The sequence below is a fragment of the Faecalibacterium sp. An122 genome, assembly GCF_002160895.1.
GTDB lineage: Bacteria > Bacillota > Clostridia > Oscillospirales > Ruminococcaceae > Faecalibacterium.
Genome location: NZ_NFLL01000022.1, coordinates 19,155 through 39,884 on the forward strand (window position 1 = coordinate 19,155; position 20,730 = coordinate 39,884).

Annotated in this window: 29 protein-coding genes; 9 read left to right on the forward strand and 20 right to left on the reverse strand. The window is 57.4% G+C overall.

The genetic code is table 11. The features are described 5' to 3' along the window. Positions 1-11: 11 nt before the first annotated feature. The 12 genes from B5E67_RS11615 to B5E67_RS11675 all read right to left on the reverse strand — a co-directional run bounded on the left by B5E67_RS11615 (position 12) and on the right by B5E67_RS11675 (position 10,347). Positions 12-1,520 carry a hypothetical protein gene (locus tag B5E67_RS11615; protein WP_087385432.1) on the reverse strand — a complete coding sequence of 503 codons (1,509 nt, stop codon included), beginning with the start codon at positions 1,518-1,520 and terminating at the stop codon, positions 12-14. Positions 1,521-1,527: 7 nt separating this feature from the next. Further along, positions 1,528-2,148 (reverse strand): HK97 family phage prohead protease, encoded by a 621-nt coding sequence (locus B5E67_RS11620; protein WP_343286524.1) that lies wholly within the window; start codon positions 2,146-2,148, stop codon positions 1,528-1,530. Continuing rightward, positions 2,087-3,583, reverse strand: a complete 1,497-nt coding sequence (locus B5E67_RS11625; protein WP_087385464.1) for a phage portal protein — start codon at positions 3,581-3,583, stop codon at positions 2,087-2,089. The genes B5E67_RS11620 and B5E67_RS11625 overlap by 62 nt, the downstream gene beginning before the upstream one ends. A 5-nt stretch (positions 3,584-3,588) precedes the next feature. Further along, positions 3,589-3,810, reverse strand: coding sequence for a peptidylprolyl isomerase (locus tag B5E67_RS11630; RefSeq protein ID WP_204246551.1), 222 nt, complete (start codon positions 3,808-3,810; stop codon positions 3,589-3,591). Positions 3,811-3,825: 15 nt separating this feature from the next. After that, entirely contained in the window at positions 3,826-5,658 is a 1,833-nt protein-coding gene (locus B5E67_RS11635; RefSeq protein WP_242956960.1) for a terminase gpA endonuclease subunit, read from the reverse strand. Between the two features lie 252 nt (positions 5,659-5,910). After that, a complete protein-coding gene (locus tag B5E67_RS11640) occupies positions 5,911-6,318 on the reverse strand; it encodes a hypothetical protein (protein ID WP_087385435.1) in 408 nt (135 codons plus the stop codon). A 70-nt stretch (positions 6,319-6,388) separates the two neighbouring features. Further along, positions 6,389-6,643 (reverse strand): hypothetical protein, encoded by a 255-nt coding sequence (locus B5E67_RS11645; RefSeq protein ID WP_087385436.1) that lies wholly within the window; start codon positions 6,641-6,643, stop codon positions 6,389-6,391. A gap of 204 nt (positions 6,644-6,847) precedes the next feature. Beyond that, entirely contained in the window at positions 6,848-7,261 is a 414-nt protein-coding gene (locus B5E67_RS11650; RefSeq protein WP_087385437.1) for a hypothetical protein, read from the reverse strand. Beyond that, positions 7,255-7,749 (reverse strand): type II toxin-antitoxin system HicB family antitoxin, encoded by a 495-nt coding sequence (locus tag B5E67_RS11655; RefSeq protein WP_087385438.1) that lies wholly within the window; start codon positions 7,747-7,749, stop codon positions 7,255-7,257. The genes B5E67_RS11650 and B5E67_RS11655 overlap by 7 nt, the downstream gene beginning before the upstream one ends. Continuing rightward, positions 7,746-8,009 (reverse strand): type II toxin-antitoxin system HicA family toxin, encoded by a 264-nt coding sequence (locus tag B5E67_RS11660; RefSeq protein ID WP_087385439.1) that lies wholly within the window; start codon positions 8,007-8,009, stop codon positions 7,746-7,748. The genes B5E67_RS11655 and B5E67_RS11660 overlap by 4 nt, the downstream gene beginning before the upstream one ends. A gap of 422 nt (positions 8,010-8,431) precedes the next feature. After that, positions 8,432-9,619: a DnaB-like helicase C-terminal domain-containing protein gene (locus B5E67_RS11670; RefSeq protein WP_087385441.1), complete on the reverse strand. Its 1,188-nt coding sequence runs from the start codon at positions 9,617-9,619 to the stop codon at positions 8,432-8,434. Further along, entirely contained in the window at positions 9,616-10,347 is a 732-nt protein-coding gene (locus B5E67_RS11675) for a DUF6291 domain-containing protein (RefSeq protein WP_158098891.1), read from the reverse strand. The genes B5E67_RS11670 and B5E67_RS11675 overlap by 4 nt, the downstream gene beginning before the upstream one ends. 87 nt (positions 10,348-10,434) lie before the next feature. Between B5E67_RS11675 and B5E67_RS15475 the strand changes: the two genes are divergently transcribed. Then, complete coding sequence (locus B5E67_RS15475) at positions 10,435-10,815, forward strand: hypothetical protein (RefSeq protein ID WP_143405423.1); 381 nt, start codon at positions 10,435-10,437, stop codon at positions 10,813-10,815. Positions 10,816-10,880: 65 nt separating this feature from the next. On the opposite strand, the gene B5E67_RS11680 is transcribed toward B5E67_RS15475, so the two are convergent. The 6 genes from B5E67_RS11680 to B5E67_RS11705 all read right to left on the reverse strand — a co-directional run bounded on the left by B5E67_RS11680 (position 10,881) and on the right by B5E67_RS11705 (position 14,127). Beyond that, a complete protein-coding gene (locus tag B5E67_RS11680) occupies positions 10,881-11,267 on the reverse strand; it encodes a hypothetical protein (RefSeq protein ID WP_087385443.1) in 387 nt (128 codons plus the stop codon). Continuing rightward, entirely contained in the window at positions 11,264-11,536 is a 273-nt protein-coding gene (locus B5E67_RS11685; protein ID WP_087368011.1) for a hypothetical protein, read from the reverse strand. The genes B5E67_RS11680 and B5E67_RS11685 overlap by 4 nt, the downstream gene beginning before the upstream one ends. A gap of 98 nt (positions 11,537-11,634) precedes the next feature. Further along, complete coding sequence (locus B5E67_RS11690) at positions 11,635-11,955, reverse strand: helix-turn-helix transcriptional regulator (protein ID WP_143405424.1); 321 nt, start codon at positions 11,953-11,955, stop codon at positions 11,635-11,637. Then, positions 11,918-12,208, reverse strand: coding sequence for a hypothetical protein (locus tag B5E67_RS11695; protein WP_087385445.1), 291 nt, complete (start codon positions 12,206-12,208; stop codon positions 11,918-11,920). Before B5E67_RS11695 ends, B5E67_RS11690 begins: the two co-directional genes overlap by 38 nt. A gap of 94 nt (positions 12,209-12,302) precedes the next feature. Then, the gene (locus B5E67_RS11700) at positions 12,303-13,007 is read right to left on the reverse strand and encodes a hypothetical protein (protein ID WP_087385446.1); all 705 of its coding nucleotides are present in this window, start codon (positions 13,005-13,007) and stop codon (positions 12,303-12,305) included. A gap of 814 nt (positions 13,008-13,821) precedes the next feature. Continuing rightward, positions 13,822-14,127 carry a hypothetical protein gene (locus B5E67_RS11705; protein ID WP_087385447.1) on the reverse strand — a complete coding sequence of 102 codons (306 nt, stop codon included), beginning with the start codon at positions 14,125-14,127 and terminating at the stop codon, positions 13,822-13,824. 114 nt (positions 14,128-14,241) lie between these two features. On the opposite strand from B5E67_RS11705, the gene B5E67_RS11710 reads away from it, so the two are divergent. Further along, on the forward strand, positions 14,242-14,679 hold the full coding sequence (locus B5E67_RS11710) for a DUF2513 domain-containing protein (protein WP_087385448.1): 438 nt from the start codon (positions 14,242-14,244) through the stop codon (positions 14,677-14,679). Here the strand turns inward: B5E67_RS11710 and B5E67_RS11715 are convergent. Further along, positions 14,665-14,856 carry a hypothetical protein gene (locus tag B5E67_RS11715; RefSeq protein ID WP_087385449.1) on the reverse strand — a complete coding sequence of 64 codons (192 nt, stop codon included), beginning with the start codon at positions 14,854-14,856 and terminating at the stop codon, positions 14,665-14,667. The two genes, B5E67_RS11710 and B5E67_RS11715, sit on opposite strands and share 15 nt — an antisense overlap. A 39-nt stretch (positions 14,857-14,895) precedes the next feature. Continuing rightward, positions 14,896-15,102 carry a hypothetical protein gene (locus B5E67_RS11720; RefSeq protein WP_087385450.1) on the reverse strand — a complete coding sequence of 69 codons (207 nt, stop codon included), beginning with the start codon at positions 15,100-15,102 and terminating at the stop codon, positions 14,896-14,898. Positions 15,103-15,230: 128 nt separating this feature from the next. Between B5E67_RS11720 and B5E67_RS11725 the strand changes: the two genes are divergently transcribed. Genes B5E67_RS11725 through B5E67_RS11755 form a run of 7 tightly spaced genes read left to right on the forward strand, consistent with a single transcriptional unit; the run spans position 15,231 to position 20,607 of the window. Next, positions 15,231-15,887, forward strand: coding sequence for a LexA family transcriptional regulator (locus B5E67_RS11725; protein ID WP_275539317.1), 657 nt, complete (start codon positions 15,231-15,233; stop codon positions 15,885-15,887). Positions 15,888-15,915: 28 nt separating this feature from the next. Further along, positions 15,916-16,341, forward strand: coding sequence for a hypothetical protein (locus tag B5E67_RS11730; RefSeq protein WP_087385451.1), 426 nt, complete (start codon positions 15,916-15,918; stop codon positions 16,339-16,341). 1 nt (position 16,342) lies between these two features. Beyond that, positions 16,343-16,765, forward strand: coding sequence for a hypothetical protein (locus B5E67_RS11735; protein ID WP_087385452.1), 423 nt, complete (start codon positions 16,343-16,345; stop codon positions 16,763-16,765). A gap of 43 nt (positions 16,766-16,808) precedes the next feature. Continuing rightward, positions 16,809-17,567: an SHOCT domain-containing protein gene (locus tag B5E67_RS11740; protein ID WP_087385453.1), complete on the forward strand. Its 759-nt coding sequence runs from the start codon at positions 16,809-16,811 to the stop codon at positions 17,565-17,567. 53 nt (positions 17,568-17,620) lie between these two features. Further along, positions 17,621-19,468, forward strand: a complete 1,848-nt coding sequence (locus B5E67_RS11745) for an NACHT domain-containing protein (RefSeq protein ID WP_143405425.1) — start codon at positions 17,621-17,623, stop codon at positions 19,466-19,468. A gap of 26 nt (positions 19,469-19,494) precedes the next feature. Next, positions 19,495-20,247 (forward strand): hypothetical protein, encoded by a 753-nt coding sequence (locus tag B5E67_RS11750; RefSeq protein ID WP_087385455.1) that lies wholly within the window; start codon positions 19,495-19,497, stop codon positions 20,245-20,247. Between the two features lie 51 nt (positions 20,248-20,298). Beyond that, the gene (locus B5E67_RS11755) at positions 20,299-20,607 is read left to right on the forward strand and encodes a DUF898 family protein (RefSeq protein WP_087385456.1); all 309 of its coding nucleotides are present in this window, start codon (positions 20,299-20,301) and stop codon (positions 20,605-20,607) included. Positions 20,608-20,730 lie beyond the last annotated feature (123 nt).

Here is a 20,730-nt window from a genome sequence, read left to right on the forward strand (position 1 = left end):
GCTGTACCTCCTTACTGCTTTGCGCCGGGGTTCTTGGCGATGCCCCGCCAGTCCACTACGCTGACGCCCCAGTCCATCCACAGGTCCCACACATAGCCCAGCCGGCCTGCGGGCTGGCTGCGGCGGATGGAGGGGGTTTTCATGCCGTTCAGGTAGTCCACCTGGATGGAGCGGCCGGTGGCGGGGTCGCCCGCCATGAACCAGGGCAGGGCCTCACCCTTGGCCAGGGTGTTGATGGTGCCCTCCTCCACCACCTGCAGGCGGTTGCGGTACTGATAGAGGGCGTTGGCGGTGTGGCTGCCGATGCCCTCCACGTCAATCTGGGGGCTCTCCAGGATCTGGGCCATCTTGAAGCCGTAGCCCACCGGCACGATCACAAACCGGGGCTGCACCATGATGCTCTCCCCAAAGGGGTCGGTCTGTCTCAGCAGCTTGAGCATGATGGCCTGCATGGTGTCGATGGAGGGGGCGCCGCCGGTCTCCATCAGGTTGCCGTGGGCGTTGTCGAACAGGGCCGCGCCATCAAAGATGGCGGGGTTGGTCATGAGGATGGTATAAACCTGCTTGTTGATGGTGCGCTTGGCCGCCGCGGCGTACTTGCCGGGCATCTCGGTGATAAGGCCGATGTCGTCGTTGACGAATGCCTCCCGGGTCATGGAGAACTGGCGGCCATAGGTGGACAGCTTGCGCTGGGGCAGCAGCTCGGTTTTCAGGGTGTCGTGCTTCAGCTCGCCGCCCTCGGGGACCTCCAGGAACTCCCCGGCGCCGCCCAGCAGGTACTCGTGGTCCTTGGAGGGCTTGAAGTCGTTCAGGGTGCCCTCGGTGGTCCAGACCTGGAAGGTGGTGGGGGCGGCCTGATACCGCTGGACGATGCTCTTGCGGATGGTGTTGTCCAGGATGGCGGGGAAAGCTGCGGTGGGGCTGAGGAACTGGCGCTGCAGCTGATCCCACAGGTCGTCCCGGCTCATCCGCAGCAGCTCGGTGGTGGTGCCCGCACCCTCCCGGGCCAGGCACTCGATGGCCATATCCCGCAGGGACAGCCGCTGCATCTGGTAGGCCTCCTCGGTGGGGCTGCTCACGGCAAAGCCGCTGCGCATCAGCAGGGCATCCGAGGCCGCCTGGCGGAAGTCCTGCTGCTGGTCCTGGTCGCTGAAACGGGCCCCCACCGGGCCGTGGTGTTGAATCATAAAGTTCACGGCGGCAGCCCGGACGGTGTTCATGTCCGAGCCGTCCCGGAGGTAGGGGGCGGCGTCCATCCCCACCTGACGGCACAGGCTGGTGATGTCGGCCGTCCGCTGGCGCTCGGCGGCCAGGGCCTGCTGGATGGCGTCCGGCCCGGCGGGTTCTGCGCCCCGCTGGCCCTCCGCTGCGCCCTGGCTGCCCTGGCCGGCGGGCTCGGCGTCGATGATCTGCTGGCAGCGGTCGAACTCGGCCTGTTCCTCGGCGGTGAGGCCGCGGTTCTCGGTGCGGGCCTGGTTCACCAGGGCCTGCTGACGGGCAAGTGCTTCGGTTTTGTTCATGCTGTTGTCACCTCATTTTGTTCTGGTTGATCTGGATCTGCCGCTCCCACAGGTCGAGAGGCAGGGCCTCCTCCCCTTCCGAGCGGCCCACCCCGACGGTGGGGTCCGCCGGGACGGATGCAATGGTGATCTCCACCGGCGTCCACTTGCGGGCGATGGAGCAGGGCCCGGTGAACCGGCCGTCGCCGGAGGTCTTGCCGGCCTCCACCACCTCCCACCGGTCCACCCGGTAGCGGACCGAGGTGGTTTTCAGGGTGCCGGACCGGACTTTCTGGAAAATGACCTCAGACTCGGCGTCGGTGTCAAACTCCACCTCCGCCATGCCGCGGCCGTTTTCCACCCAGGCTTTGAGAATCCGGCCCACCACCTTGTCCGGGTCGTGGTTGAAAAGCAGGACGCCGATCTCGTTCAGGCGCTGCAGGTTCACGGCGTCGCCGGCGTGGTCCAGGATTTCGGGGCCGAAATACCGGTCCACCGGCTCCTCGCTGGAAAAGCTGAGAATCCGCCGGCGGCCGGTGTCCTCCTCCCCTTCCCGGGCCAGGATCTGGCCCATGGAACGGGTGCCGTCATTCTTCTTCGGGTTTGCCCTGGTCTGCGTCGGGGTCCAGGGCTGCTGCTTTGCTGCCAAACAGTACACCTCCCATGTCTACGCCGCGTTCCCGGCCATACGCCAGAACCGCGGCTGTCTCATCAATGGCCTGCCGCCAGTCTTTGCCCCCTTCGGCGCAGACGTCCTGATAGGTTTTCTGCCCGGACTGGAGGGCGGTCTGGACGGCCCCCGCCTCTTTGGCGGGGTCGATCCACTTTTTCGGGGCTTTCACCCAGGTGTGGGCCATGTATTTCTTCCTGTCCTCCCAGAATCCCGCCGGGGCGATCCGCCCCGCCAGGACACAGGAGATCACAAACTGCTCATAAATCTCCGACATCATCCGCTGCAACAGCTCGATGTCGGCGGCGTAGGTATATTCATCCTCCACCGCGTTCTGCCGGGCGCTGGAATAGGTGGAACCCTTCATGTCCCGGGAGACGGCCTCATAGCTGAGGCCCTGCCCCGCCCCCACCAGGGCCTGCTGGGTCCGCAGGAAAGAGGCGGCATCGGTGGCGGCGCTGCCGGGGTTGACGGCGTCCACGCTGTCCCCGGGGTTCAGCTCCATAATCATGCCGGGGGTCAGCTTTTTCCCGGCGTAGTCGATCCGGCCGTCCTCGACCTGGACCGCCGACCGGCCGAGGCCTCCCGAGGGCAATGCCTTGCGGATGAACACCGCCATGCAGGCGGCGATCCGCTCCTTGACCGACACGGCGTTGATGTACTCGTTGACGTCCCGGATGCGGGTCAGGGTGTGGGTCAGGTCGGACATCTCCCGCAGCTGGCTGGGGCGGCGCTTGGACTTGAGGAAAAAGGCGTCTTTGGCGTCGATGTAGACCGACTCCAGCTGCCGCCAGCCCTCAATGTCGTACTGCTGAATCCAGTAGCCCTGGGGCTGCCGCCAGCTGTTGTACTCCACGCCGCCCACCACCCGGTTGCCCTTGCGGCGGGGCTGGGTGCGGCTGGTATCCAGTTCGTCCACGTCGATGGCCTGGAGCTTGAAGGGCACCAGGCCCCCGGCGGTGTGGCGGAACAAAAACAGAATGCCGCCGTCCACCTTTTTCCGTTCCTCGGCCATCCGCAGCAGTTCCGTGAAGGACTGCTCCCCGGTGACGTCACAGTTCCGCGCCTCGCACCACTGCCGCCAGAGCTCTTCCAGCTGCCGGTCCAGAGTGCTGTCCCCGGTGTTGGCCCGGAGGGTGTAGCCCCTGCCCACCACGTTCCGGTCGTAGGCCAGGATCACCGACTGCAAAATATCGCTGTTGCGCTCCAGGTCCCGGGCTCGGGCCCGGATGATGTCCCGGCTGTAGCGGTCGGTGGTCTCGGCGCTCTCGTTGAGGGCCGCCCAGTGGCCGTTGATCCGGCCCTGGCCAGCGGCGTCATAGTGCCGCAGCACCTGATAGCTCTGGCGCCAGGCTTCCCGCTCATAGGCCCACCGGGGGGACACCGCTGCGATCAGGCCATCCAAAATGCCCACAGGCATCACCTCCCGTCAAAAAAGGCCACGCAGGTGTGGCTCAGCAGGGGGCCGCTCTGGTCGGTGTCCAGCTGGGCTTCCAGGTCCTCCCGCATAGATTTCAGCATCCCCAGGTCGGCCCGGGTCAAAGACCGGCTGCCGATCTTGTAGGACTGGCCGCCCACCAGGATGGTCTCGATGGCCTTGTTGATCTGTTCCAGCCGCTGGCGCTTGTCGTTGTCCGCCACGGCGTTCACCTCCTGTCAAATCCAGTTTTCATGCTGCCCGATCCAGTCCTCCTCGGGGGTGGGCTGGGACGCGGGCCGGGGTTTGGGCGCTGCCGCCGGGGCCTGCAAAGCCAGGCTGCGGACGTTTTTCAGGTCGGCCGCGCAGGCGGCGTAGACCTCGCAGTCCAGGTAGTGGTTGTCGGCGTGGGTGGATTTCACCACCCACCGCTGCACCTGCCGGCTGCCTGACCGCTCGGTGATCTTGTGCTCGGAGGTCACCTGCTGGGCATAGTCCAGGTCACAGTCCTTGTGGACCATCCAGGAGCCGCTGCCATTGGGCCGGCGCATCCGGGCCGCGATCATATCCTTGTATTTGCCGGTGTCTATGATAATCAGCTGCATCCCGTTGGCCCGGCTGTCCGGCTTGTCCACCGTCGAGATCTTGTAATAACCTGGCAGCGGCTTGGAGGAGCCTTTGCCGGCGGCCACCCAGTCCAGATTCATCAGGCAAAACTCATAGACTGTGTCGGTCTGGTCGCCCGAATCCATCAGGGCCAGCTCCACCATCAGAGAGCCCCCCGACGGCAGCGGAAAGACGGTGCCCATCACCTGTTCCAGCTCCTCCCCCGAAAGGGCCTGGCCGTGGGCCACGTTCTGGCTGGTCATGTGGTCGCCCCAGGCCCGGATGGTCCAGTAGATGGAATTCTCCTGGACGTCGATGCCGCCGGTCAGGAGCTTGGTCCAGGGCGGCAGCTGCCAGGCCGGGGTCTCGGTCTGGCGCTCCAGCACCAGCTCGGCGCTGGTTTTCAGTTTGGTGTCCTCCCAGGGCTCGGCCAGCCAGCTGTTCACGAAGTTGTGGAGCATCTCGGGGTCGTCTTTGACCTTCAAAAACTCCCGGGCTACTTCCTCGAAGGTGGTAAAGGGCGAATACAGGGTATTCATCCAGAAGGCCACGCTGCGAGGGGTCTGGCTGTCCCTGCGGACAAACTGCCACCGGCCCGCCCGCAGCATGGCGGGCTTGTCCCGGTCGGTGAGGATGCAGCCGCATTCCTGGCAGACGTACCGCGCCCGCCGGGCCCGCTGGATGAGGTCCGGCTCTTCCTCCTTGCCGGGCCATTTCAGCTGGGCAAACTTCAGCTCGATGAACGCCCCGCAGTGGGGGCAGGGCACGAAATAGTGTTTCTCAGCCTCGGCGGCCTCCTTGGCCCGCCAGATCAGCCCCGTTTTCAGGGTGGGGGTGGAGGCCATGAAAATTTTCCGGTTCAGCCGGTAGCTCTTGGTGCGCTCCACCGCCAGGGACACGGGGTCGGATTCCTTCTTGGTGGAGCCGGGGTACTTGTCCACCTCATCCAGGAACAAATACCGGATGGGGGTGGAGGACAGGTCCGCCGGGGAGTTTGCGCCGGTGAGGTAGACGGTCATCCCGTCAAACCGCTGGGCCAGGTCCTCGCTCTCGTGGGCGCGGTACTTGGCCGCCAGCGCCGGGCAGCTCTTGAACATGGGCTCCAGCTTGGACTCCACCGTCCGCTTGGCCAGCTGATCGGAGGGATACACCACCATAGTGGGGCCCGGGTCCTGGTCGATCAGACTGCCCAGGGCGTTCTCCATGGCCGAGGTGCCGCCCACCTGGGTGGGCTTCACAAAGACGATCTGTTCGGTGGTGTCGTCCGAAAAGGCGTCCATGATCTCCACCAGGTAAGGGGTCAGGGCGTTCCGCCAGGGGCCCGCCACCGCGTTGGTGTCGGGCAAAATCCGGTTGGCCTCGGCCCAGGCCGACACGGTTAGCCGCTTTTTGGGCCGCAGCACCTGGAGGGCCGGGGCCATCCACCGGGGGACGGCGTAGGGTTCCACCCTGCTCCGGCGCTTCACGGCGGGTCAGCGTCCTCCCTGTCCTGAATCCGGGCCGCCGCCACAAAGGCCTCGAACAGGCCGTCCAGCTCCTGCTGCAGGTCCTTTTTCATGCTCCGGGCCGCTGCCGGGGGACTCGCCCGCCTCCGGCTGCGGGGTGTTCTCTGGCCCGCATGGCAGCCAAAGAAAAAGCCGCCGGCAGGGATTGTTCCCCGCCTGCGGCTTTCACAGGTACACTATACCATGCCCGGAATATGACATTCAATGACATCTTTACAGGTCCAGCCCGTCCACCGCCTGGTGATGCAGCCGGAACACCTGCCGCAGCACCAGATGGTGGTCGGCGGCGATCTTCTCCCACCGCTGGCCCAGGATGTACCGCCGGGTGAGGATGTCCCGGCGCAGAGGGTGGACCTCCCGCTGGATGGCTGCCTCGATCTCGGCCCGCCGGGCCTGGCCCTGTTCCAGCTGGGCGGCCAGCTTTTGGCGGGCTTCTTCCAGCCGCTCCACCGCCCGGGGAATGGCCTGGCCGTCCCCTCCCCCGCCGGGCATCCCCGAGATGGCCCGGGTCACCCGCCGGGCCTGAGCTTCCAGCTGGCCGATCTCCTCGGTCAGCAGCTGTTCCCGCCGCAGGCTCTCCCGATACCGCCGCAGCCAGGCCACCTTTTCGCTGTATTCCATAGGGTTCACCTCGTAATGCTTTTTCCTCTTGCTGTTTTTCACATTCTGAAAACCTGCCCCACCGGGGCGGTCAGGGGGCCGGGGATGCCTTCGTCCCATCGGGCTCCAGGGTCTGGATTTTGACCCCGGCATAGCTCCGGTTCCGCATCCCGCAGGCCTCCCAGTCCCCTGACCAGTCGGTGGCTGCGCCGGGGGCTACCCCGTAAATGGCGCACTTGCACACCGTCTGCCCGCCGGCGTGAATCCATTCCAGGCGGCTGCATTCGCTGCACCTGCGGCCCGGGTCGAGGCCATAGAGCCAGTGCATCCGTTCGATCTTTTCCATGGATATTCCTCCCCTTCTCATGCTGGGCCGGCACAAAAGCGCCGACTGAATTCTATGCGGCAGTGCCCTTTTTTGCCACTGTCTGAGGCCGGCAGCTGGACGAACGATGAAGACTCCCTCTGTTTGTCGCATAAAAAAATCCGTATTCTCTGGCCATTATACCAAAGAATACGGATGAAAAACGGGACAGGTTTTAAATACAAGTCACTGGACTTCCGGCGAATAACTGGGTGGCGTAATCAACGGCGCCCCTCCAAAAGAGGCTGTAATCTGTGAAATCAACATGGAGATCCGTCCAACAAACCCCTGGTTTTCCTGTATATAAAACCCGGGCTCGTTTCTTATCTCCTCATCAATCTGTTCTTGCGACACTTCTGCCAAAGAGCCTTCTTGTTTCAGATCATGTTCAACAAAATATGTGGCTGTAATATCGAAGACAGAAGCCGGTTCAAACCAAACATGACGCGTAAACTCGATTCGGAGAAACTTGTCTGCAGCTTTACCAGTAATCGTGTCTTCAAAATGCACTTCAATCTGTGCATCAGCATCTGGAATTTCACACATTTTGATTTGAGCCAGTCCAACACGGATACGGTTTCCCAACAAATCTTTCAGCATATCTTAGACCCCTCTTTCTTCACATTATAGAAGTAGCCTGAACAATAGCCCGGATTGCTGTAATTTTGCTTTCCCGTATCTTGTCTCGATGTGGTCGACAGAGCAAAAGACTCTACAATCTCTTTCGGCGCAACAATGACATATCTTTCTTTTTCTTGATCCAAATATTCTCTCAATGCTGCATCAACGACCTTATTGAGGGAAACGCCATCATTTTGCGCACGAATCGATGCCTGCTTATGCAGCTCGGGAGAAATGCGAACATTGAAAGATCCGCTGTAAGCACGCTGGGTTTCTTTCCCAATTTCCTTGCAAAATGCAATATAATCGTCTACAGCTTGATGAAATTCGCTTTCAATTTTTTTCGCATTTTCGGTGTAAAAGTCGACTAAATCCGAAATTCCCAAAACTTTGCCATAAAAAATCTGATCATCTGCAGAGTACTCGGGCTTTGCGGAATAGCCTTTGTAGTGCAATACGCTATTCATATATGACCATGCTCCTTTAAAAAAACAACCACACTTTCGACAGAACCTTTTACCATGATATCTCCAGGATGAGGCTTATGAAGCTGAATAGCATCTCCTGTTATAGGATGATAAAACTTTACTCTCGACCCTGAAGTTGCTCCCTTTGTGGACTCCACATATCCAAAATGGTTCATAATCTTTTTTAGGTCAGAGTAGCGGAAGTCAGCAGGTGTAGGCTTTCTGCATAGTTTTGCCAAGAGGGTTTCCGTCTTACTCATATTCTATGCATCTCACCTACCAATCTGTAACTAAAAAGTAGTTGCAATGCAAGCATACTGGTTTTTATCCAAAGCGTCAATGGTTAAAATGCACAAATATTTCTTTTATTTTTCGAAGTTTATCCCGTTAAGCCTGTACATTTTGATCAAAGCACTTGATCATTCTCACCGTTCGCTTCCGAATGCTTTCCGGGCTGTTTCCCCCTCCAATTCTACATGCAACCTGTGCCCAGCTAATCCGGCCATCACCGAGAAAGGCAATTTCCAGGATCCTGCGAGTAAGAAAATCATCCACCTGCTGGATCATTTTTTGACGGACATCCCAGGGCAGCTCTCTAAACGCTCGAATCGTCATCGCACACCTGCTTTCTCTGTTTTCAATGCCAAATCGCCAATTTCCGGTCAAGCAATATCCGCCCCACTCACGGCACCACCTCCAAAAACCGCTGGCGCTCCTTGTCGAAGGCCAGGGGGATTTCCCCCACCCGGCCCTCCTTGTTCTTGGACAGGATGCAGACGCTGCGGCCATCATCGGCATTGCCCAGCAGGAGGACCGCGTCGGCGTCCTGTTCCAGCTGGCCCGACTCCTTCAGGTCGGCGTTGCTGGGCATGGCGTGGGCGGCGTTGCGGCTCAGCTGGGCCGCGCCGATCACCACCATTCCGGTGGTCTGGGCCAGCTCATGGAGGGCAATCGAAATCTGGGTGATGGCCTGATACCGGTCCCCCGACCGGTCGGGCCGGATGATCTGGACATAGTCGATCACCGCCACCTGGGCCTTCATCCGCTGGGCCTGGGCCCGGATCCAGGCCACATTCCGCCCCGAGGCCGACCGGATGTACAGGGGCAGCTGCCGCAGTTTGGACAGGCCGTCCAGCTCAGCGGCGGGGACCTTCTTGGTTTTCACCTGTTCCAGCGGGGCATAGAGCTGGTTTGCAATGATTCGCTGGGTCAGAATCTGGGGGCTGGTCTCCAGGCTGAAATAACAGACCCGGCGGCCCTGCTTGGCCATCTCCACCGCGATCTGGAGACTGAGGGCGGTTTTGCCCGCCGAGGGCCGGCCGCCGATCAGGATGAAATTCCCCGGCAGGATGTGGAGGTTCCGGTCCAGAGGACCGATGCCGGTGGGGATGTAGTTTGGCTGCTGGTCCAGGCTGCGGATGTAGTCGTCGATCAAATCGCCGATGGGGGTGAAGTCCTCGCCGGGATGGTCGGTGTCCAGGGCCTGTCCCATCCGGCCATACAGGCCAGCCAGGTCCTCATAGCTGGTGGAGGGGGATGCCGCCTGCACCGCCAGGGTCTGGAACCGTTCCAGCGCCCGCCGTTCCAGCAGGGCCGTCACCCATTCCCGCACCCGGCTGCGGGTCACCTGTACCGGGGCGGTGTCCAGGGCGTCAATGCAGGCCGCCACCGTCTCTTTCAGGTTGGGGTAATGGTGGAGGACGTCCACCACATCCATCTCCCCTTTGGCGCTCCATGTGCCGTCTACGGCGGCGTACAGGTCGCTGAGGCCCTCGGGGAAGTCGTCCGGGGTCAGGCGGCCCACCGCCTCGGGAATGTACTGCGGGAAGCCCAGCAAAGCCGCCAGCAGCATCTTGGGCAGGTCGATCATGTTAGCACCTCATACCGGGGCTCGGGCGGCTGGGGCGTCCGCGGCTGCTGCCGGCTGCGCATCTTCTCCCGGCGGGCTTCCACGTCGCCGGGGGTTTTGACCCCCTCTTTCCGCCAGCTGTCCAGCACCCCGTCCACATAGCTCCAGCTGCGGGCGTTGTGCTGGGCCGCCTCCTGGATGGCCAGACGCACCATCCCATCCCCCACCGCGGCCCGGTAGGCCTGCAGCTTGTCCAGCGCGCTGCGGGGAAAGCTGCCGATCTCCTGCTGATAGTCCTGGATCAGCCCCGCCAGGGCTGTGTCGGTGCGGCTGTCGGGGTCTTTTGAGAATACAGCTTCAGCAGCAGTTACAGCTTCAGCTTCAGTTACAGTGCTTTCGGGTTCCGAAAACCTCCGGCTTTCCTGGTTTTCGGATGAAAAACCTTGTTCGGGAAGGTTTTTATCTTCAAAACCTATGGTTTCCGGTTTTGAAACAGTGGTTTTCTCGTTTTTCGCTTTTGGACGTCCGCCGCGCTTTCCGCCCTCCCGTTTGGCGATGTTGGTGTCGATGCTGGGCCGGATCACAGCAAACACCGCCCGCTGGATGGCGGACTGCAGCACCGGCTCCTCACCCGTCAAGGCATAATTGCAGATGGCCCAGAACATGGCCAGCTGGTCTGCCTCCTCCATCTCCTGAATGGCGCTCAGAAACGACCGGTAAAACACAAAGGACTCCCGGGTCTCTTCCATCAAATCCTCCTTATTTTGCAAAGTGTCCATTCTCCTTTTCTTTTATTTGGTCGCATGCTATACTTTTGATAAAAGGAGGCGATTACTTTGGACAAAAAATCTCGTCAAATTCTTGCCTATATGCGTGATATCAATTCCATTGGCCGTGCTGAGTTACTCCGTCATTTTGACTTAAGCTATACAGCATCATTCGAATATTTGTTAGCAGAAAAATTCATCGCACAAGCTTTAAATCCAACCTCCAGTCCTCGCATTGTAAATGGCAGAACAGTTTATGATCAAGTTCTTAATCCTACTGACTCTTACCATATCACCGGTCTGGGTTTGGATTTTCTTGAACATTACACGCAAAATCAGCTTCTGCGTTGGTTACCTTTGATACTCAGCATTTACGCCGCATTTTTATCTACCATGACATCAATCTTCATGCCGCTTTTACGGCACTTTTTTCCACATATTTTTCCCTGAGGCTCTTACGCTGGTATCTGCACCATTCCCGCAGTTCATCCAAAGAACTCTTTCATTTTTGTTCTTTACATTTGTTTCTTCTTTTGTCTTTTCTGCTTTTCACGGGCCGATGGCGCCAGAGTGCTGTCCACCCCATATACCCGGGCGGATGAAATGACATTCCTGGCCAGGTCGGTGAGGATGGTCCGGCCGTTGGCCCGGTCCGCCGCCGGCAGGGCGTCCAGGGCGGCGTGGGCCTTGGCGGCCAGACCGTTCAGGGCCGACCGCAGGCCGATCAGGGCCTCATGGTCATCCGCTGCGTCGGCAGCCATCCAGAGGGCGGCAGACAGATCCTCGGCCTGCTCCTTTTCCCGCAGGTGGCGGGCTGCTCCGCTGTCCTGGTAGCGGACCTCTGCCCGCTGGGCGGCTGCCTCCCACTTTTCGGCCAGGGCGATGATTTCCACCTTGGTCATGACCGCTGCGCCCCTCTCAGACCCGACAGGTCAATCCGGGCGCTTTCCTTCACGCGGGACGCCGCCGCATTCTGCACAATCTCCAAAGCGTCCGCTTTGGCCCCGGCGGGATCGCCGGTTTTGCGGCCCCATTCCTCTGCCACCTGACGCAGCAAAGCCCCCAGCAGGACGCACAAATCCGCGTTGCCGCCCCGGACCAGCGCCTGGACCATCTTGGTGTTGGGGTCATATTCGGCGCGGATACTGACTTTTTCCCGATTGTGTTGCATTTTTGGAACACCTCCTGTATACTTGAGGTGAGCACTTGCATCAGCTCACCATGGCTCTGCCCGATCTCGACCATCGGGCGGGGCCTTTTTGTTTTGGTTCACGGGGCAGCCTTCCGGCTGCCGAAAAAGTGGACAAACTCCGCCAGGTCCGCCCCCAGCAGGCTGCAGGCCCCGGTGGCCTCGGGCAGGCTCCAGGGAGTGCGGCCCCGCACCCGGGCCGACAGGCCCGACGGGGCCAGGCCCACCGCGGCGGCCACGTCCTCGCTGTGGAGGCCGGCGGCCTTCAGCTTGGAGCGGAACCAGGTCACCGGGTCATCCGGCAGCGGGGGCTCCGGGGGCGTGGTCTCCACACAGCCCAGCCCTGCCAGCACCGGCGCGAAATCATCCGGCGCACCGTCCAGCGTGATGGTCATTTTCACAGCAGTTTTCCTCCTTTCCTTCGCTTCTCTCCAGCCAGTCCTCATACCGCCGGATCACCGGCAGCAGGGCGGTTCCCGTCATGCTGGCAACCACCGCCGCCACCGCATACAGCGACCAAAATGCGGGATATTCCGCGATCCCCATGACGATCCACAGGGCGGTCAGCTCCAGGGCCAGATACCCAGTCTGCAAAGCCAGAAGCCCAGCCCGGGCCAGCCAAAGGCCCCGCCGGGCGGATTCTTTCTTTTTCACAACGTCACCCCCTCAAGTGTAGAATCACGGCCGCCGCTGCAACCAGCACCAGCAGCCAGTCCAGCCGGGTGGAATGGTAGTCCATGGGCCCCTCCTATCTGTACCGCCAGCTGTTGGCGGTTTCAGCAGCGCAGCGGGCGAATATCTCGCCCTGCTCGGCGTCGGTGTGGACGATGCCCGGCACCGCCAGTGCCCGGGACGCCCGGATCCGGTCGGCCACCGCCTGGGTGGCCCGCAGATCCTGTTCCATGGCGGCGGCATCCGCCCGGTAATGGGAGGACCGCTCGTCCACCACCCGAACCTCCTCCCGAAGGGCAGCGTGGACGCACCGGCGCAGCCGCTCCATGGCCACCTCCAGGCCGTCCTCCTTGGCCCATTCGTTGAACTGGCGGTAATTGTCCCGGCCAGCCTGCCGCAGCCGTTCCAGCCGGTCGGGGCCAAAACCGAATTCCTCCATCACCCCGGCGGCGTAAATCTGCCAGGCGATGGCTGCCGCCTCATCCCCGGCCATCCGCAGCTGCTTTTCCCGGCGGGTGCGGGGCGCCCGCAGCAGCGGCACCGGAAAATCCAGCTGCGCCTTACCCCGGATCCAGCCTTTCCGCTGGCGGGCCGCGGCCTGTTCGCCCTGGCTGAGGACGGCGGCCACGTTTTCATCCTGGAGCCGGCGCAGCACCTTGGCCAGTTTTTCCAGCCGGCCGGCGCCCCGTCCGAATTCCTGATGAAGGGCCACCGTCAAACACCAGGACGCCAGCTGCGCCACCGAGGTTTTGGTCTCGGCCATTTCCTGTTCAAAACCCATCTGTATGTACTCCTTTCGCGTATTTGCGGCCCGCCGGGATCGAACCGGCGTAAAGGACCACTCACCGCACATAAACCCCCATCCCCGCGCACCGTGATGGATGGGGGGCCCTTGGGCCGGGCCACCTCTGGTGAACTTACCCGGCTCCAGATCCGGGAATCAGTCCATACTGTCGGGAGGTCGGACAGGGAATCCCGAACAGTTGGACCGGGCCTTTCGGCCCACATAGAGCCCTCTGCCAGATTGCGGCCCGGCAGAGGGAGCGCCCACAAGCAGGGCTGCTCCTGGCGAACTTACCCGCCGCCAGGCACGGGATAAAATCCACTCCCGCCAGAGAGGTCTCTCCAGACAGGAATCCGGGCCTTTCGGCCCACATGAAGCCCTCTGCCAGGGCGCACCAGACAGAGGGGGCGGAGGGACTCTCCCCCGCCTGCCGCACAGGCTGCGGTCGGCCTGCCCGGATGCCGCCGGGCGGGGTCTGGATTATGGAACCAGCCCCTTTTGAGCCTATAGCGAGGACGGCTTTCACGCCCTTGCCCACGCCGGAGTTTGAGCGCTGCCGTTTTTCACGGCCGCCATAGGGTCTGCCATCATTCATGCAAACCATGTCTGGGTGCGCCGGGCTCGGACCGGCCGGCAGCCTGCTGCGGCACCCCCTGGAGCGGCCTCAGAGGGCCGCCGTGTTCCTCTGTTTCTGCCGGTGTCTGTTTGGTATCCGGGGCCGGCTCATACTCCGGGCAGCCGGTATTCCGTCCCGTGCAGGCCCGGCATTCGGCCCGGTCCAAGTGAAAGGTGCGGCGGCACGGACGAGAGTTCATCCCTTCCCCTCCCGCCGCCGGGCCTCCATCTCGAAATCCCGCGCCAGGGTGTCGGGGTCGTAATACTGGACCATGCGCTGGTCGGTCGCCCCGTCGCAGATGCTGAGCCGGATTCTTCCGCAGCCGTCCTTCCAGTCGTTTTCACAGACCAGGATCAGCCCTTCCGGGCCGGTCCTGCCTCCGTAAATATCGGTGCCGGGCACCATCCACCGGGATTTCTCCAATTTCGCCCGGGGGAACATCCGCTTTGTCAGTTTGCGGACGGTTCGGGGGGTGAGTGAAAAGGTGTGTTTGGGTTCCATACAATCGCCTCCTGTCTTTGTTTATATGAACCTTGCGTTCTCATCTATTTGTCCTTATACTGAAAGTGCCAGCTGTTGCAGCAGCTGAGACTTTCAGGAAAGGAGGCACATCGTATGAGAATCAATATGGATTGCATCCGGGATATCCTGTTGTGTGTTGAGGAAAACACCGGACTGCATCAAATGTGTTTCTTCATCAGTTATGCGGACGCAGGCATTCAGGCAGCTTTGGGAGAAGATACCATTCCGCCTAAATCCTATCAGGTGGAACTTGAAAGCCGGTACGACAACGACGACATCATCTATAACCTCAAATATTGTGTGGAGTCTAAACTTGTCGCCACTTCCGGCCATTTTCCGACCTACCAAAACTGGATTACTGATCTAACTCCCAAGGGCCATGAATTTTTGGCCGAAATCCGGGATGAAGGGAACTGGAAGAAGATCAAACAGGCCTGCTCCAAAATCGGAGCTGTAAGTATGGATATCATTCTTGAAGTTTCAAAAAGTGTTCTGCTTGCCGGGTTTAACTCTTTCTTAAAGATGTCCTGAGTTTTTCATCCTTGCAGCTTTTTCGATACACGCATCGATCTCCTGTTTGGTCGGTGTCGTGTATCCTTTTTCTTTGTAGTGAAGCAGCAGCCCTCTCAGCGCGAAAGCTGTCGCCCGCCACATCACGCCACAGAAAATCGCCGTCGCTGCCAATGCAGCCTCAAAAAGAATTCTCATGGCGCCTCCTTTCTCATTCAAAAGTGTAATTTAATTCCACTATTTTGCGAAAAAAATAGCGTCTTTCTCCCTCAGCGAAAGCCCCAGGAGCGTGGACAGCGTATCCACCTCACTCACTTTGAACTCGTTGTCGTTGTCAATTTTCAGCTGCAAAGTGTAAGCACTGATGCCAAGTTGCTGGGCAATATGCTTGTACTTCAGCCCGGCGGCTTCAATGCGGCGGCGTAATTCTTTGGTATCGGTCATGGAATCACCTCACTTCCTTGTGGAATTTAGTTCCACAACATCACTATACCATCTTGTGGAAAGAAAGTCAACTATTTTTTACTTTTCATCAAGATTACTTGAATCTGCTTCCACTCTATGATATTATGATGGAGAAAGCAGGTGATTTTGTGTCTGAACTTTACAACAGGATCAAAACCAGACGCCAAGAGTTAGGTCTTACCGTAGAAGAACTAGCCAACCGCATGGGATATAAAGACAAATCGTCTATCAGTAAGATCGAGAACGGAAAAGCAGATATTCCACAGTCCAAGGTGGAAGCTTTCGCCAAAGCTCTTGAAACCACCACTGCCTATTTGATCGGCATAGACGAAGAAAAAGAACGTGCTGTAAAAGTTCCGCCGGGCTTTGAGCCCCTGCCCGAAATGGTGCAGGTGCCCCTGATCGGCAACATTGCCTGCGGCACTCCCATTACCGCCGAGGAAAACATCAAGCAGTATATTGGCATCCCGGCGGCATGGCGGGCAGACTTCGCCCTGGAATGCCACGGGGACAGCATGGCTCCCCGGATCTGTGACGGAGACATCGTCTGCATCCGCAAGCAGTGTGAGGTGGAAACCGGACAGATTGCGGCTGTCCGGATCGGCGAGGAAGCCACCCTCAAACACTTCTACAAGTCCGGGGAGATGGTCCAGCTGATCGCCGAGAACTCGGCGGTCTGCCCGCCCATGATCTTCTCAGGCACACAGCTGGCTGATATCAAAATCGAGGGCCTGGCCGTCGGGTTCTGCCGGGGGCTGTTGTAAAAACATCTTTTCCGGAGGAGGAATTCAAATGGACTGGCAGGATGTTCTTGCTATTTTATCGTTTATCATCGGCGCAGTCTCTCTCGTTTTCAGCTATGTCTCCATGCAAAGAACCGGCAAGATCCAGGACGCCTTGAAAGAACAGGCCGAGCACAGATTCCAGCGGGACAATGCCCGCAATTTACGGCCCCAAGTAGAAGCCCTTCTGGAACAGGTTCAAAAGGACTATGAAGATCTGACACAAGTGGAGCGGGATATCAAACAGTCACAATTTGTATTGTCCCAGCTCCAGTATTCAGTGGATGTTTCCAAGCCCCATGTGGAAAAAGTTCTCAAAATGCTCAGTGAAAACACCGACAATCGATACAATACCAATCCCCTATCTCACACATCCCAAAACTATATTGACACATTGAGCGCCTTGGTGATTGCTTTAAAGAAGGAGGCCGACTGATATGTTTGCTGAACAAGTAAATCACTTTGTTTCGGAACTAACCGCTCTGACCCGGAAAGATCTCATCACATGGGAACGCTTTCCTCAGCATTATCCCTTCCAGAACAATCTCTTTGTCCAGAACTTCATTCAGGAGCACCCTGAAATGGACAAGAACCGCTCCTATTTCTTTTCCCACAAAAATGGACTGGTGCTGTTCATCCGCTCTACTTCTGGCAAAATCACCGAGGGTGTCCACATTCAAAAGCATTTCGGCGACCCCATTATCGATCTGACACAGGGGTATGATATGGGTTCTGCCGTCCCAAACCTGGGCAAAGCCATTGATTACGCCATTGAAGTAGATGAAGCTCTGCCCGCTGGCGTCTATCATTTCATGGGGGATATTGAAAAGCTGAATCCTTCACCCGGTGCAGAAGGGTGAAAGGCTGTCCATCGAAGTTTATCAAATCACAGGAGGTTGAACTATGGGACTATTCGGAGGAAATACCGTCTGCTCTCTTTGCGGTGAGAAGGCAGGCATCACAGCCTTGAAGCTTCCCGACGGGGTAATCTGCCACAAATGTCTGAGCAAATGCAGCCCGCTGTACAGCCGGGCCGGCAAGAGCTTCCAGGAGATCACCGATCACATCCACGCCCGGGAGGAAAACGCCCGGCGCTATCAGGCAATGCACTGGACCAACACCGTCAGCGGGTGGATCTTTGCAGACACTGAAAGCCAGACCTGGTGCTGTCCGGTAATCTGCCCCAAAAATCCGGACCTGTTGCGCTTTGCGGATCTGATCGACTTTGAACTGCTGGAGGACGGGATATCCATCACTAAGGGCGGCCTCGGGTCCGCCGTGGTGGGCGGGGTGCTGTTCGGCGGGGTCGGCGCCATCGTGGGCGGCGGCCTAGGCAAAAAGCAGAAGGATGTCTGCCAGAAAATGACCATCTCTATCCACCTGCGCAACAGCTTCACCCCCGGCTTTGAGATCCCGCTGGTGACGGCTGAGACCAAAAAGTCCGGTTTCATCTACCGAAACGCAAAGGACAGCGCTGCAAAAATCATCACAATCCTCACCATGATTGCTGACAGCCAGAACGCTCCCGCCCCGGCGGCCCAGCCGGCCGGGTCATCCTCCTTTTCCCTGGATGAGATCGTCAAGCTGAAACAGCTGCTGGACATGGGCGCCATCACCCAGGAGGAATTTGACGCCAAGAAAAAACAGCTGCTGGCGCTGTAAGTTTGAGGGATGTTCAAATACTGTTCATGCGTGTTGATTTGGGGGAATAGAAAATGGATCCTTTGGCTACAGTTTTGCTTAGCAACCCAGAATTGATTATCCAACCTGCAAAATTGGGCTGGAATACGGTCAAAAAGTTTTTTGATGATTGTGATGCGAAAGATTCCATCCATTATGGAGACGCATACTTTGATTATCTAGAAAATACAGTTCATAGCATCAGCCAAATCAAAACGCTGATTTATCGCCATGTTCCCAAGTTTCTTTACTTGTTTTATGAGTATCCCAACATACAATATAAAGATCAAGCCATAAGCACATTCAACGCGCAAGATATTTTGGACCTCAACAATAAATTGCTTGTCACGGGGATCGGCGGTATTGGAAAATCTCTTCTGCTAAAGCACTTTTTCTTAAATATTGCCCAATATGGCTGCTATATTCCTGTCCTAATTGAATTAAGAAAATTCAATCAGATGGACAGCAAAGAAATATCTTTGTATGATGCCATCTACCAAAACTTATCCAACAATGGCTTTAAACTAGAGGATAAATACTATAAATATAGCCTTGAGGCAGGCGGATACGTCATTCTTTTGGATGGTTTTGATGAGGTCAATCGGGACAAAGCACAAAAAGTTTTTGATCAAATCCAAAACTTCAGCCAGCGATACAATAAGAATCACTTTATCGTTTCTTCCCGGCCTTCGGATCGTTTTGTGGGCTGGAATGATTTTCATGGGATCACTCTTTGTAACCTAACAAAAACACAAGCTCTCAATTTGATACAAAAAATCGACTTTGACGAAGCTATAAAAAAACCATTTTCCGACGCTCTTGATTCCAAGTTATTTGACACCTATGAATCTTTTGCTTCCAATCCCCTTTTGCTCACCATCATGCTGCTTACCTTCAGCAATCATGCAGCACTTCCCGATAATCCAAATGATTTTTACGAGCAAGCTTTTTCTACTTTGTTTAATGGCCATGATGCAACAAAGGATTATTTTGTCCGCGACATCCGAAGCCACCTGAGCTATGAAAATTTCAAAACCATTTTTGCCTATATTTGCTTTAAATCCTTTTTTAAAGACGACTTTGAATTTTCGGATGTTTCTCTGCGCCACTATATCGAACTGGCAAAAATCAAATATCCCGGTCTGTCTTTTACTGCTGAAGAATTCCAGGAAGATTTGACGCTGTCCGTCTGTATGCTGATAAAAGACGGCCTCACTTATCATTTTATTCATCGATCGTTTCAAGAATACTTTGCAGCATGGTATACGTGCAAACTCACCGACCATGAACAAATTAAACTCTTAACAGCTTATTTGTCCGAAACGGCTCATCTATCCAACATCAATTCCACCGACAAATACTTTGAAATCTTGTTTGATCTGCAACCCGATAAAGTGAATAAAATCCTCTTGTGTCCCGGGATCAAAAAACTCAAAGCGCTCTATCAAAACGAAGGGTTTTCAATCCATCTTCTTTCTTCTCTCTTTTATGGATTCTTTCTGGAAAAAATTTATCTCTATCGTAACAATACATGGCTGCCTTTTCGTGTTTTGTCGTTTTGTTCTCTTGATCGTTATTTATGCAATATTCTGAATCTAACCTGTAACTTCAATTACGGTTCTTGTTTATTGTATGTAATAGATGATCCAGAAGAAATAGAATGTATCCATAAACTTTTCAAGGCAAAGAATTCTTCCAATCATTCCAATCAGTCGTTGTGGTCGTTCAAAGAAGCTTTATCCATTGTTTCCTCCGACGAATTACTAAATTGTTTGGATTGGTGCGACAGCCGCTTTCAGCAGTGTTTTGAAATTTATGATCGGTATAATCAAGATCCCATCTCAAATAAAAATACCGTATCTTCCATCATAGACGAGCTTTAATCAACCATTAGGAAGGAGTCCCACCCATGCACCTTTCATCCCGTATTTTCTCGGCGGCCCTGGCCGCCGTCCTGGCGGTGTCGGCCCTGTGCCTGCCGGCATCCGCCGCCAAGTATGACATCCTGACCTTTCCGGATGCGGCCGGCAACCAGGTCACCTACCTGGACCAGCAGTACCAGGATATCGCGGAACTGCCCATCGGCACCCAGATCATCCTGACCGGCATGCCCGACTACAACGCGGCCTACAATGACGGCCAGTACAATTATGTGGGCTTCAATACCGACAAGGGCACCTGGTACATTCGGCTGGGCAGTTCCAGCGTGGATGCCCTGAAGAAGATCGTCCCGGACGATGGAAGCATTACCGAGTTCACCGCCTGCGGCGTCTATGTGGGTCTGCTGGCCGCCAACGGTCTGCCAGTGGTAGATCTGGCCCAGGGTCAGGCCTTGGTGTACAGCGCTCAGGCCGGCGGCGACGCCGTTCACCCTCTGGCATCCGAACTGCCCCAGTATCAGCAGCAGATCGACGCGGCCAAAGCCGCCCAGGCTGCCGCCGAGGCCGCTGCAGCCCAGCAGGCTGCCAAAGAAGCCGAATTCACCAGCCGGGGCCTGCCCTATGTGGAATACACCCCCACCGGCAGGATGGTCTGGATTCCCACCCACGGCGGCACCAAGTACCACAGCCACTCCGGCTGCAGCAACATGAAAGGCCCCCAGAAGGTGGATCTGGGCTATGCCGAGGCCCGGGGCTTCACTGCCTGCAAGCGGTGCTACTGATTGTCCCCAATCATTGCAAGCAAGTTTAAAATCCATTGGAGAGAAAATTTTATGGAAAACAATTCGTATTTTGACGGCGGCCTGCTCCAGCTGATTGGCTGGCGGATTCTGGGCTTTGTGGTCACATTCTGCACCCTGGGCATCTGCTACCCCTGGGCTGTCTGCATGATTTACGGCTGGGAGACCCGGCACACGGTGGTCAATGGTCGCCGCCTTGCCTTTGACGGCACCGCCCTGCAGCTGTTCGGCAACTGGATCATCTGGCTGCTGCTGTGCATCATCACCCTGGGGATTTACAGCTTCTGGGTGGGGATCGCCCTGCGGAAGTGGAAAGCGTCCCACACCCACTTTGCCTATTAAGGCAAGGCTTTCTCTGCGCCGCCATGGCGAGGCTGTTATCGGCCGGGCCTGAGTGGGACGCAGTAAAAAGAAAACCAAACAAAAAATCCCGCCCACCTGCTGGAACAGGTGAACGGGACAGGC